This window comes from Syntrophotalea acetylenica (assembly GCF_001888165.1).
Taxonomy (GTDB): Bacteria; Desulfobacterota; Desulfuromonadia; order Desulfuromonadales; family Syntrophotaleaceae; genus Syntrophotalea; species Syntrophotalea acetylenica.
In genome coordinates, this window is record NZ_CP015455.1 from 620,982 (window position 1) to 634,235 (window position 13,254).

10 protein-coding genes are annotated in these 13,254 nt (G+C 58.3%); 8 read left to right on the top strand and 2 right to left on the bottom strand.

Annotation, left to right across the window (positions count from 1 at the left end; genetic code table 11):
• Positions 1-24: 24 nt before the first annotated feature.
• The gene (locus A6070_RS02885; RefSeq protein ID WP_145926408.1) at positions 25-843 is read right to left on the bottom strand and encodes a mechanosensitive ion channel family protein; all 819 of its coding nucleotides are present in this window, start codon (positions 841-843) and stop codon (positions 25-27) included.
• 380 nt (positions 844-1,223) lie between these two features.
• Here A6070_RS02885 and A6070_RS02890 point away from each other — a divergent pair, with 380 nt between their 5' ends.
• Positions 1,224-2,408: an MFS transporter gene (locus A6070_RS02890; RefSeq protein WP_072286975.1), complete on the top strand. Its 1,185-nt coding sequence runs from the start codon at positions 1,224-1,226 to the stop codon at positions 2,406-2,408.
• 27 nt (positions 2,409-2,435) lie between these two features.
• On the opposite strand, the gene A6070_RS02895 is transcribed toward A6070_RS02890, so the two are convergent.
• Positions 2,436-4,625, bottom strand: a complete 2,190-nt coding sequence (locus A6070_RS02895; protein WP_072286976.1) for a methyl-accepting chemotaxis protein — start codon at positions 4,623-4,625, stop codon at positions 2,436-2,438.
• 486 nt (positions 4,626-5,111) lie between these two features.
• Between A6070_RS02895 and A6070_RS02900 the strand changes: the two genes are divergently transcribed.
• The 7 genes from A6070_RS02900 to A6070_RS02935 all read left to right on the top strand — a co-directional run bounded on the left by A6070_RS02900 (position 5,112) and on the right by A6070_RS02935 (position 13,017).
• The gene (locus tag A6070_RS02900; RefSeq protein ID WP_072286977.1) at positions 5,112-5,951 is read left to right on the top strand and encodes an HAD family hydrolase; all 840 of its coding nucleotides are present in this window, start codon (positions 5,112-5,114) and stop codon (positions 5,949-5,951) included.
• Positions 5,952-6,239: 288 nt separating this feature from the next.
• On the top strand, positions 6,240-6,887 hold the full coding sequence (locus A6070_RS02905) for a flavodoxin family protein (protein WP_072286978.1): 648 nt from the start codon (positions 6,240-6,242) through the stop codon (positions 6,885-6,887).
• Positions 6,884-7,852, top strand: coding sequence for a D-2-hydroxyacid dehydrogenase (locus tag A6070_RS02910; RefSeq protein ID WP_072286979.1), 969 nt, complete (start codon positions 6,884-6,886; stop codon positions 7,850-7,852). Before A6070_RS02905 ends, A6070_RS02910 begins: the two co-directional genes overlap by 4 nt.
• 132 nt (positions 7,853-7,984) lie before the next feature.
• Positions 7,985-8,857, top strand: a complete 873-nt coding sequence (locus A6070_RS02915) for a bifunctional 5,10-methylenetetrahydrofolate dehydrogenase/5,10-methenyltetrahydrofolate cyclohydrolase (RefSeq protein ID WP_083558677.1) — start codon at positions 7,985-7,987, stop codon at positions 8,855-8,857.
• 608 nt (positions 8,858-9,465) lie between these two features.
• Positions 9,466-10,968, top strand: a complete 1,503-nt coding sequence (locus tag A6070_RS02925; RefSeq protein ID WP_072286982.1) for an FAD-dependent oxidoreductase — start codon at positions 9,466-9,468, stop codon at positions 10,966-10,968.
• Positions 10,969-11,018: 50 nt separating this feature from the next.
• Entirely contained in the window at positions 11,019-12,335 is a 1,317-nt protein-coding gene (locus A6070_RS02930) for an SH3 domain-containing C40 family peptidase (RefSeq protein WP_158514012.1), read from the top strand.
• A gap of 523 nt (positions 12,336-12,858) precedes the next feature.
• Positions 12,859-13,017 (top strand): plasmid mobilization protein, encoded by a 159-nt coding sequence (locus A6070_RS02935; protein ID WP_072286984.1) that lies wholly within the window; start codon positions 12,859-12,861, stop codon positions 13,015-13,017.
• Positions 13,018-13,254 lie beyond the last annotated feature (237 nt).

The window sequence follows — 13,254 nt, forward strand, 5'->3', positions numbered from 1 at the left end:
GCGATGGGTGGTCCGACCGGATTTTCAGGCGGCATTTTCCGTCGATGCAGCGGATTGGACAAGATGTACATCCTGCTGCGGAAAGGGGATGGAAATGCCGTTTTCGTCAAAGCGCAGCTTGATCTTTTCCATGGTATCGAAGTAGGCCGGCCAGTAATCGGCAGTGCCGATCCACGGACGCATGACAAAGTTCAGGCTGCTGTCGGCGAATTCATTCAGCGCCACGACAGGCTGCGGTTCCTTGAGGAACCGGCTGTCCTCGGTGATGATATCCTGCAGGATCTGTTTGACTTTGTGGATATCGTCATCGTAGCTGACGCCGATGACAAGATCCATGCGTCTTGTGCCGCGCTCGGTGTAGTTGATAATGTTGTCGTTAAGCAGTTTGGCATTGGGGATGACAATGGTCCGGTTGTCCGGGGTCTGCAGGCGGGTATTGAAAATATGCACCAGTTCCACCGTGCCCATGACGCCGGCTCCTTCGATAAAATCTCCGGCCCGGAAGGGCCGCAGCAGGATCATCATGATGCCGGCGGCGAAATTGGACAGCGAGTTCTGCAGGGCCAGGCCGACAGCCAGGCCGGCGGCCCCGATTACCGCGATCAGAGAGGTCGTCTGGACGCCGATACGGTTCAACGCGGCAATAGCGACGAAGCTGACCAGCGCGACGTAAACCAGGGTGCTGATAAAGGACACCAGGGTCGGGTCGACATTTCGGCTGGTCATCATTTTGCGCACGATCCTGGACAGTAATTTGCTCAGCCAAAGACCGACGGCCAGAATCAGCAGGGCTCCCAGCAGGTTGAGGCCGTAAACAGTCAGCCAGGGTTTAATCTGTTGCATGTCTCCTCCTTTACGATGTTGACGGTTCCGGGTGAAATATCGATGCTGCAAAATAATCATCGGGAAACGGCTCTTTCCCGACGTGGCGTCGTCAATCCGCAGGCTTGCGCTTGTGACTCGGGCCTTCCCTGCCCCTCGCCCTTCGGGCAGCCGGAGGCTGTGCACTTTGCTATGCTGCGCGTGATGCGGTGTACCGATGTACGCCTTCGCGCAATCCCTCGATTCCCTTGCCACAACGAAAAAAGGCTCGTTTCCCATATGAAAACTACGCTTTATCCATCCGGAGTTTCCGGATGGACACTACAAAAATATCGGGCAGGTCGGCTGAATGCAACCCTTTTAAGTTCCACCAGCCCCGGCGGAAAGCACGAGGAGCCAACATGACGGATGCCGCTCCGCGATTATACAGCCGCGCCTTCTGGGCCATGTCGTTGGCCAACTTTTCCACGGCCGCCGGTTTCGGGGTGTTCTTTCTTTTCCCCCTGTTTATCGAGGATCGCGGAGGGTCGGAGGCCGACATCGGCATTATCATGGGCCTGTTCGGCCTCGCGGCAACGCTGTGCCGTCCCTGGGTTTCGAATCTGGTCGATCGCGCCGGGCGACGGCGCAGTTTCACCATCGGATCTTTAATGATGGTTGTTCTGCCGGTCGGCTATATGTTGCTGTCCGGTCCTCTTGCAGGGGTTTATCCTTACCTGCTGGTCTTGCGCATTTTGCACGGCATCGGCATGGCAACCTGTTTTACCGCAGCCTTTACCTATGTGGCTGATATCGTGCCTCCGGAACGCCTCAACGAGGGGATCGGCATGTTCGGCATTTCCGGGTTGATTGGCATGGCGGTCGGCCCCGCCCTGGCTGAATTTGCTCTCAATCATTACGGCTTTACCGCCATGTTCGGAGCTGCATCGCTGCTTGCCTGTATCGGGCTGGTCGCCCACCTGCCGCTGGCCGAGCCTTTGGCCGAAAGCCTTCGGGCAGATGGCGAGGCGACTTTTTTTGGCATATTGAAGCGCACCAAGATATTGACCGTCGCGCTGCTTGCGGTCATGTTCGGTGTCGGGCAGGCCGGCGCCGGTAATTTTGTTGCGCCGTTGGCGGCGGCGCGGGGTATTGCTCATGTTTCGTGGTTTTTTGTCGCCTATTCCCTGGCTGCGGCGGCAGTGCGGCTGTCGGGAGGCCGTCTGGCCGACCGGGTCGGCGAACTGCGCGTTATTCCTTACGCCCTTGTCCTTACAGGAGCAGGTCTGGCGGGCATCTCCCTTGTTCAACACGGTCTCACCCTTGCCATGCTCGGGGCTGTCACCGGTTGTGGCCACGGGCTGCTGTTTCCCTCACTCAACTCTCTGGCGGTGCGCGGCGAACCGTCGCAAATTCGCGGCAAGATCACCGGCATCTATACCGGTGCCCTTGACGGCGGCAATTTCGCCGGTTCCATCCTGCTGGGTTATATCGGCGAGTACCTGGGGCTGCAGGTTCTGTTTGTGGTTGCCGGCCTGGTACTTGTCTGCGGATTGATGGTGCTCCCCCGGGCGGTGGACCGTCCGGGGGGCGGGATGCAGCGCTGATGACCGGCATCGGTTGTGGTGGGGGTGCTATCCGGGCTTTGTCGGTTCCCTGCCATTGGTCAGGCGTTTCGATTGATTCTGGGCCTTGCGTGCGATGGCCTGGGTTTGCAGTTCGGTCCAGGCAGCCAGGTTGTTTTTCTGCATGACCTTGAAGTTGGAAAGCAACTCCTTGAGCCGCTGTGCCTGTTGGGCGAGAGTTTCGGTGGGCACGGTGCTTTCCAGATCAGAGGCTGACCCTTTTTGCAAATCTTCTGATTCGGTTACCGGTTCCGGTTCATGGTTGACGCCGAGGGATTGTTCCCTGCTGGCCACGGCAATTTCGGAAGCCAGATCGGTGATTTTTCCGATGCCGGCAACGATTTTGCGCAGGGTCTGGGCAGTGTGATCGGCCAGTTCGGAATCGGATCCGCTGCCATCCGCAGTGTTTTCGAGAAGGTCGGCGGTTTCCTTGGCCGCCCGCCCACTGCGTGCGGCGAGATTGCGCACTTCCTCGGCGACGACAGCAAAACCTTTGGTCCGCTGACCGCCGCGTGTCGCTCCCATGGCTGCATTGAGCGTCAGCAGGTTGGTCTGAAAGGTGATCTCGTCGATGAGCTTGATGATTTTGGATATGTCTTCAGCCGAGGCGTTCATTTCCGCAACGGTATGCGCCATTTCCTCTTGCAGGGTTTCGCTGTCCGTCGTGTGAGGCGATTCGGCGGTCGGTGCTTCCTGGCTTGCCGATACGTGGGTCGCGCAGTTGGCGACCTGATCCGCTATGTCCTGAATTTCCTGCACCAGTTCATTCAGTGCAACGTTGGCCCGGGCCAGCGGTTTGGCGATCAGGCCTTTGGCTTTAAAGGTGAAGTCGCCCTGGGCGAGTCTGTCAAAGGCGGTATGGATTTCTTCTTGCAAATTGTCGGCAAAGTGATCGACCGCGCCGGCGATCTCACCGATTTCATCCCTCCGCGTCATGTTCAGCCTCTGGTCAAGTTTGCCTTCCTCCAGGTTCAGAATCATGTCAAGGGTCTGCTTGAGCGGCCTGCTGATGTTGCGCGCCATCAGCAGGCCAATGACAACCGCCAGCACCAGCACCATGGCAGCGACAGCAGTAGCCGAACGGATGATGGAAAACAGCCCGGCCTTGACCGAGTCCTGTGCGGCCTGCAGGTCGTCTTCGTTGAACACGGCGAGGATGATCCAGTCCGACGGCTCGAAATAGGCGACTGCAGCGGTGCGCAAGCGGGGGTTTTTCTCGCCCTTTCCGCGGAAGGCAAACTGTTCGAAAGCCACCGGGATATCCGATTCGTTGTCGGTATGCAGGGCCAGGGCCTTGTCGATCAGGCTGCGGATGAAGAACCGGCCATCCCGGTGGTCCTGCAGATCCAGCAGGCTGGTACCTTCCAGCTTGCCCTGGCGACTTATCTGCACCACCCCACGATGTTCGTTCTTGCCTCCCAGGATAAAGACTTCCCCGGTCTGTCCGACCTGCATGGCTTTGATGCCCTGCCGCAAGCTGGCGACATTCTCCTGCTTGGCGCCATGGTAAAGTACTCCGACCACCTCTTTGTGGCCTTTATCCCAGATTGGCTGATAGGCCGTGATATACCACGCGTTGACCACAAAGGCCCGTCCCAGGAAGGTTTCGCCGCGCAGCACCGCCTTGACAACTTCGTTGGGGGTGCCATCGGGATTGAGGGCCGGGATATAGGTGCCGATGGCCCGCATGCCGTTGGTTTGAATAACGTTGGTGGCGATGCGCAGCATGTCGCCATCTTCGTTGATGCGCTGGAAGACACTGGTGGTGCCGCCAACGAGTTGATGTACTTCATCGATCAGGGGCGTCGGGTGGGCGGCATCGCGATTCTGCCCGAACCACCGGTTGCCGATGAGCATTTTAGGCAGAACAAGGGATCTGGTTTCCTTGGTGAACTGGTTTACCGCGACCCATCGGATCGTCGTGGGGGCGAAGGAAATGCCTCCTTCCCGATGCAGCAGGGTGTCGGCGACCTTGAGGTTGTTGAGCACCGTTTCGGTCACCGATTCGCGCATGACCTCGCACATCAGGTGAATGCTGCGAGCTACCTTGGCGGTTTCCTGGCGTGCCTGGTTTTCGATGATGCCGGTTACTCGCTGGCCGATGCGCTTTTCCTGAAAATGGGTAATGCCGACAATTGCTGCGGCGGTCAACACCACGAGGGCAACCCCCATGGCGATGATTTTTCCCTGGATTTTCATCACGATCCTCTTCGGAGAATTAAACCGCTTACCGGCCCGTCGGTTCCCGGCCGAGCGGCCGTCCTCTGGCTGGCACCCTTGCCGGCCGTTCCGCACCAGAGCCTCGGGCGCTCAGCGGCTACAGTCAGATGGGCGGGTATTACACGGGAAAAGTGGAGACCGGTCCAGAGTTGGAGGAAAATGTTTTTTCGACAACATTATTCTATGATCTGAACTTCGTGTGAAAATATAGCATCGATTGCCGGTGATTAAAATAGGTGAGATGTCTGGCCCCGAACGATTCTTCTCGGCTGTCATGCTGTCCTCGACGGCGGCAGGCGATGCTCTGGTCGGCTGGAAAAGGTAACGGCAGTGTTTTTGTCAGCTGATTTATGGTAAGGATGATAGAATGTTATCGTTGCCGGACGGTTTGCATCGCGGCCCTGGAAGCCGTGCCGAAGGTGTCGTGCGCGGAACGGCTTCCCCCAAAGGATGCGAGAGGATTGCATGCAGGAAACCATAGCTGTCATATTCGATTTTGATGATACTCTGGCGCCGGACAGCACGTCGAGTTTCCTCGACTGTCGCGGGGTGGATGTGCCGCATTTCTGGCAGGACCGGGTGTCGCCGCGCATCGAGGATGGCTGGGATCCCGTGCCGGCGTATCTTTACGAAATGATAGCCTTGTCACATAACGGGCCGCCCATCCGGCGTGACGATCTGATCCGCTGGGGCAAGCGCATCAAACCTTTTTCCGGAGCCACGCGTATTTTCGAACGGGTGCGTCGTCATGCCGAGTCCATCAACGAGCGGGTTGCGGTCGAATTTTACCTGATCAGCAGCGGCATCGGCGATATTCTGCGCCACACCCGGCTGGCCCGGCATTTCAACGACATCTGGTGTTGCGATTTTCATTATGATGACGAGGGCGGCATCGTCTATCCTAAAAACATCGTCAGTTTTACCGACAAAACCCGCTTTCTTTTCCAGATAGCCAAGGGCATTACCGGCCCCGAGTGTCGCAGCCAGCCATTTGCCGTCAATCGCAAGGTCGGGAGCCAGCAGCTGCGCGTTCCATTTGATCAGATGATCGTGGTTGGAGATGGTCTCACCGATATCCCCTGTTTTTCCCTGATCCGCCGTAGCGGCGGATACGCCATCGGGGTTTTCGACCGGGCGAATAAAGCCAAGTGGGGGCGGGCCTGGGGTTTTATCGAGGATGGCAGGGTCTCGAACCTGGTACCGGCCGATTTCGGGAAAAATTCGGCACTGTCCCTGTCCTTGATGATGGCCGTTGAAAATCTGGCGCGCAAGCTCCGGTTGCGGGCACAGACTTACCAGGGATAAGATTGTTCTCGCGATATTCTGGTTATGAACGGGTCGTGGCATAGTTGGCGTTGCTGTCGGCCATAACTAGTTTTCATCCGGAAACGGCCCTTTTCCGCCGTGGCGGCGTCAATCCGCAGGCTTGCTTGTGCGGCGTACCGATGTACGCCTCCGCGCAACCCCTTGATTTCCTTGCCACAACGAAAAATTGCTCGTTTCCCATATGAAAACTACGCTGTATCCATCCGGAGTTTCCGGACGGACACTAACTAAGGTCTCTTTTGCTGATTGCAAGCCCCGGAGGTTGGTATGCAGCGCTCCAGCACGATTATTGGTGTGGTCGGCAGTTATCGTAAAGGCGGCATCATCGATTCAGCGGTGGATGAGGTGCTTTCGGCGGCGGCGGAATGCGGCGCCCGTGTCAACAAGATCTACCTGCTGGACAAGCATATTGCGTTTTGCACCAACTGTCGCGAATGTACCCAGCAACCAGGCGATCGCCGGGGGGCTTGCGTCATAAAGGACGATATGGCCGCCCTGCTCGACACTCTGGAGGGTGCTGACGCTATCGTGCTGGGCTCGCCAATCAATTTTTTCTGTGTCACTGCCCTGACCAAGCGCTTTGTCGAGCGCCTGGTCTGCTATGCCTGGTGGCCATGGGGGGCGCGGGTTCCCAGGCGGCGCACCACCCGCCGGCCGCGCCGGGCGGTGTTGTTGCTGTCCTGCGCCATGCCCGCATTCATGGCGCGGGTGTTCTGCGGGGCGCCGCGGGTGCTGAAGTCGGCGGCAACGGTGCTAGGCGCCCGCTGCGCCGGTTTGCTGATTATTGGCGGAGTCGCGCAGCAGGAACATCAACCCCTGCCTGATCGGGCTCGCCGGCAGGCCCGAAGGCTGGGCTGCAAGCTTGTCAGGCAGCAGGTGGACGCCAACATGGGGAATAAAGGAGGCGAACGATGAGGATTGTGGTGCTTGATGGCCATGCTCTGAATCCCGGCGATCTGAGCTGGGAAGCCCTGGCCGCGCTGGGGGAATTGACGGTGTATGACCGCTGCGAGCCCGGGCAGGAGTTACCGCGCGCCAGGGGGGCGCAAATTGTTCTTGTCAACAAGGTTGTGTTTGACGAGGCACGGTTTGCCCGACTTGGGGATCTGCAATATCTGGGGGTGACGGCCACCGGCTACAACATCGTTGATATACGCGCAGCCCGCAAACATGGGGTTGTGGTAACCAATGTGCCGGCGTACAGCACCCGTTCCGTGGCACAGATGGTTTTTGCGCTGCTGCTTGAGATGACACAGCAGGTCGGGCATCACAGCCGTATGGTCCGGGAGGAAAGCCGCTGGAGCGGCAGCCCCGATTTTTGTTTCTGGGATCGCCCTCTTCACGAATTGGATGGTCGGGTTCTGGGTCTGGTCGGGTTCGGGCAGATCGGTCGTCAGGTCGCCTGCATCGGCCGGGCCTTCGGCATGCAGGTGCTGGTGCATACAGCCCACCCGGGCAACTATGCCGAGCATGAGCAGCGCGGTGAGGTGACCTTTGTGTCTCTGGATGAGGTGTTCCGTCGCAGCGACGTGATCAGCCTGCATTGCCCCTTGACCGAACGTACCCGTTCACTGGTCGATGCTTCCCGCCTGTCCCTCGTGAAACCCTCGGCACTGCTGATCAACACCGCAAGGGGCGCTCTGCTCGATGAAGCGGCCGTGGGCCGGGCCCTGGCCGATGGCCGGCTCGGCGGGCTCGGCGTCGATGTTTTGTCCTGCGAACCTCCGGATGTCGAAAATCCCCTGCTTTGCGCGCCGAATACCTTTATCACCCCGCATATTGCCTGGGCAACCCGCGAAGCCCGGCAGCGGCTCATGGATATCGTGGTTGACAACGTGCGAGCGTTTCTTGCGGGACAACCGCAGAATGTGGTCAGTTGAATGTGGCGGGCGGTCATCTGCTTAATGACTTGACATTGTCGAGTGACATTTTATGATGGAGCGTTTTTCGAGTGCTGAGTGCCAGCAATTGACAACGGAAGACTGACAATATTTTTTATAAAAGGAGTTTTGATGTCTGCAAATCTGCTCGAAGGCAAAGTGGTGGCTGCAGCGGTGCTGGAAGATGTGGCCCGGCGCGTGGTGGCCCTCAAGGAAAAAGGCATTCAACCCGGACTCGGCACCATTCTGGTCGGGGAAGACGGTCCCAGCATCAGCTATGTCAACAAAAAGCACGAAACCTGCAAGGAAGTGGACATCGCCTCTTTCCATATAGAGATACCGGCTACTGCAACCCAGGCCGATCTGCTGACCGCCGTGCGGGACTTTAACGACAGTCCGCATGTCGATGCCTATATCATTCAGTATCCCCTGCCCAAAGGTTTTGATTTCAACCAGGCTTTGATGCTGATGGATCCGGACAAGGATGCCGATGGCCTGCATCCGGTCAATCTGGGCCGACTGGTTCTGCAGGAGCCCGGGCCGGTACCCTGCACCCCGGCCGGCATCCGCGCCATGCTCAAGCATTATGACATTCCCGTCGAGGGCCGGGAAGTAGTGGTTATCGGACGCGGTCCGACCCTTGGTCGTCCTCTGTCCCTGCTGCTGACTCTCAAACAGCCCTTCGCCAATGCCGCGGTTACGGTGGTTCATTCCGGGATTCGCGATCTTGGCGCTTATACCCGCCGTGCCGATATTGTCATCGCCGCCGCCGGCAGCCCCGGTATCGTGCAACCGGATATGATCCGGCCCGGCGCTGTGGTGATCAGCGGCGGCATCAGCTGGGAGGGGCGTAAGCTGCTGCCCGACGTCGACGAATCCGTGGCCGATGTCGCCGGCTGGATTACCCCCCGCCTTGGCGGCGTCGGTCCGACCACGGTCGCCATGTTGCTGCAGAATACCGTGCTGGCGGCCGAGCAGCGTGCCCGTCAGGCGGGCAAGCTGTAAGTTTTTCTGCCATCCGCTGGTATGCTTGCGGAATGACCGGTTGACATCTTTCGAGGGCGCTGGCCGTAAAGGGCAGCGCCCTTTTTAAATCCCATCCATTTCCCGCCGCTGATGCAGTGTCCATCCGTCGTTTCCGAGTGGGCACAGCAACAGATCTCTTTGTGAGAAGAACCGGATCGTGCAGTGAAACAATCTAATGACGATTAGAGTTATGCCATATTTTTATATACTATCTAAAAACTCATGATCCCTGTCACAGGATTGCGAAAAAAGATGATGCTCGTTTCATTTAACATGTTGTTTTTTGGCCGCAAAATTAGCCTGTGCAAAAAAATACGCGTTTTTTCGCGCGCATTAGTTATCTTTCTCAAATTTTCACCGATTTTATGCAGACCATTCATAAAATCCGGTTCATGTTTCAGGAAATTGGGCGCCTCCAACTAAAAATTTTTTGGCTGCATGTGAGGTCTTTTGGTATAAGCGAATTTTCATGGGGGATTGGTTTGCACAACCAATCTCTGTCTGCACTTTCTGATAATTTCTGCTATAGTCGCGTTTAATTATTGTCTCCGTAGTGGTCGGGTGTTTTCATAAGGAGGAATCGCTTTATGGCTGGCGAATCGATGCGATGTACCGTTTGCGGATATGTTCATGTGGGAGGCGAACTGCCGGCTTGCTGTCCGGTTTGTGGTGTGGGCCAGGAGTTGTTTGAGGCGGAGGAAGTTTCTTCCGTTGCGGTACCAGGTTCTCCTGCGCGAGCCTGGCGCTGCCTGGTATGTGATTATCTCCACGAAGGCGCCGCCCCGCCCGAAGCCTGCCCGGTGTGCGGCGCTGGACCCGATCAGTTCGAGGCTGTTTACGGGCAGGGTGGCGAACCGGAGACGGCCGATTCGGGGGCAACCATTGTCATTGTCGGAGCCGGCATCGCCGGTATATCGGCAGCCGCCGCCGCTCGTGAGACCAACCCCGCAGCCAGAATTCTTGTTGTTGGCCGGGAACCGGAACTGCCTTATTACCGCATCAATCTGACCCGTTACCTGGCCGGCGAGCTGACTTCCGAACAGCTGAGTCTTCACCCTGCCGGCTGGTATGAAGAGCGGCGCATCGAACTCAGACCCTCTGTTGAAGTGACGGCGATCAATGCTGCAGCCAGGTCGATCCGGCTAGGCACGGGCGAGACCGTTTCCTACGATCGGCTGATTCTGACCCTGGGTGCGCACTCCTTTGTGCCGCCTGTGGCTGGAATCGACAAGGCCGGGGTCATGACGCTGCGCACCTACCGGGATGCCTGTGCCCTTCTGGAAAAGGCCGGGCGCGGGGCGGGGTGCGTGGTGATCGGCGGCGGCGTGCTTGGCCTGGAAACCGCGGCGGCCCTTGCCGGGCGGGGTGCCAGGGTGACCGTTATCGAAAGCTTTGACTGGTTGTTGCCCCGGCAGCTGAATCCCGCCGCCGGAAAACGGCTCGCCACGTATGTCGAAAAGCTCGGCATCCGTTTGCTCTGCGGTGTCCGGCTGCAAAAACTCGCGGGCGAAAACAAGGTGTCCGGGGTTGTTCTGGAGACCGGGGAAACCCTGCCCGCGGATCTGGTGATTTTTGCCGCAGGGGTTCGTTGCAACAATGCTCTGGCCAGGCAGGCAAATCTGGAGGTTCATGACGGCATTCTGGTCGACAATCGCATGCAGACTTCCATTGACGATATTTTCGCGGCCGGCGACGTGGCCGAACATCAGGGCGTGCTCTACGGTGCCTGGCTGCCGGCGCAGCAACAGGGCAAGGTTGCCGGCGTCAATGCCGCGGGGGGTAGTTCCCGTTTTCCCGGCTTGCCGCGGTCCAATATTCTCAAGGTTCTGGATGTCGATCTGTTCAGCATCGGCAATGTTCATCCCGCCGATGGCAGTTATCAGGTTTTCGAAGACAGTGCCGACGAACATTACGCTCTGTTTGTGTTCCGCAACAGCACATTGGCCGGGGCTGTTCTGCTTGGGGATACATCTCTGTCGGCCCGGCTCAAGGAGTTGATCGAAAACCGCACCAGTTGTTCGACGATTCTGCATGGGGTCAGAAACGGGGCCGAACTTCGACGGCGATTATTGTCCGCGGGGCGGTCGTAAATAGTATGCGCGGGCTGTTTGGGGAGAGCATCATATGCTGGCGGCTCCGGATGCTGGCGGCGAGCATTGCAGCCCTGCTCCTTGCGGCTTGCAGCCCGGTGGCCAAAGAGCGTCGGCTGGGTGACCTGCTGTTTTTTCCCCAACATCTTTCGGCTTACGTGCAGGCGGATACGGCACACCGGCCGTTGCTGCCAACAGACCGTCAGGAGCGGATGCAGCTCGGATTCCGACGTCGTTTTCTGGCGCCCTGGCAACCTGGATGGTCCAAGTGGCAAGGGAAGGATTTTTTTGCCATCGGCAAATGGTTGCTCGACGCCCCGGTTTATGGCAGCAACAGGGAGCCGCTGCCCATGTCCCTGCGCCGGCAGTGGCTGTTCTTGTGTGACGAGCAGGCTTTTCCGTCCGCCGACTATCCCGCCATAACCGTTCATGCCGCCAACCTTCGGGGCGTACCTGCCCGACAGCCTGTCTTCTACAACCCGGCGCTGCCGGGCGAGGGCTTCCCCTTCGATTATCTGCAATATTCTTCCCTGCCCGCTGGTACCCCGGTTCGGGTTCGGCATCGTTCGGCGGATGGTTGCTGGCTGCTGGTGGAAACCGAGGCCATGTTCGGCTGGATTCCCGCTCCCGACGTTGCGCCGGTTGATGAAGCCTGCATCGATATGTATGCGGCGGCTCCGTGGCGCGTGGTGATAGCTGATGGGGTGCCGCTGCGCGATGAGTACGGAGAGGTGCTTGCGGTCGCCAGCCTCGGCAGTGTGTGGCCGCAGGCGCAACCCGGACAGGTGCTGGTGCCGGTTCGCGGCGAAGGGGGACGTGCCGAACTGCGCTCCGCCGGTTTGCGGGAGGTCGACGGTCCGGTCTTCCCCTTGTCCCTGACCCCGGCCAGCATCGCCGATCTTGGCGAGCGCCTGCTCGGCAACCCCTACGACTGGGGAGGCCAGTTCGGTAGTCGGGACTGCTCCGCGACCCTGCGCGATCTGTTTGCCTGCTTCGGCCTCTACCTGCCCCGGAATTCGGCGGCCCAGGCCAGACAGGGGGTGCGTCTTGAACTTGCCTCTCTGACGGCTACGGAAAAGGCGTCGGTTATCCGTCTTCGTGCCGTACCCTGGCTGACCCTGGTTCACATGCCTGGGCACATCATGTTGTATGTGGGGGAGTTCAACGGGCAGCCGGCCTTTCTGCACACCCTGTGGGGGCTCAGAATCCGTGAGCGCGGTGGCGTCGAGGGGCGCTATCCGGTCGGGCGCACAGTGATTACCGGGTGGCGTCCTGGCGACGAACTGGACAGCCTGCTGCGTCCGGAGGGGGTTTTGCTGAATCGGATACAAACCCTGGTGCTGCTGGATCAAGAGGCGGGAGAATGAATCGGTTCTCCAGCAGTTTTCATCCGGAAACGGCCCTTTTCCGCCGTGGCGGCGTCAATCCGCAGGCTTGCTTGTGCGGCGTACCGATGTACGCTTCCGCGCAACCCCTTGATTTCCTTGCCAAAACGAAAAATTGCTCGTTTCCCATATGAAAACCAGGGTGTATCCATCCGGAGTTTCCGGATGGATACCAACTAATAACCGGCAAGAAGTGCCATCCTCCCTCCGGCAAACATGAAAGATCGGGTTTGCCGCCTGGGAGAGGGCGGCGATTTGTTGCGGTACGTGTCTCTCTGTCCTCTTTTGGATCACCTTCCGATTTTTAAACAGCGACTCCATAAATTCGCAAGAAAATTGCAACTGACTGAATTCACAAGAACAATTCCGGTTTTTCAAAAAATGGAAAGCTGGCAGAGCATTTGCAATGCTGTATACAGCACCCAGCGTTGTTCGGGTGCTTTCACGTGGATAGCGGTTGTTTGCTGTTGCAATGAAGTCAGGGACTCGCAAAGGAGACACAACAATGGGTAAGAGCGTGGAAAATCCGAAAAAGAACATTATTTCCTGCCGTGTCAACGATCGGGAAATGCAGGTTCTGCAGAATCTGGCCAAAAAAGCCGGTACCAATATCTCCGACCTGGTGCGTCAGAGCATTCTGTCTCTGGCGCAGAATCATGGCTGAGGCTGCAGGTCGGGGCTGTGGTTTTCCCTTGAGGGTAACCCCGGTACCGACCGGCGGTCGTACAGCTTTGCGCGTCTGATTCGTGGTTGCCGGGTGGCTTCTGGCCATTGTGCCGGCATCGCAAGGCGCAAGCATTCCTGGGGAGGCGACAAAGGGCCGTCCAATGCGTGCCGAAACGCAGTGGGCGGCCCTTTGTCGTTCCAAAAGTCCCCTTTTCTCTTGACTTATATGGGGGTT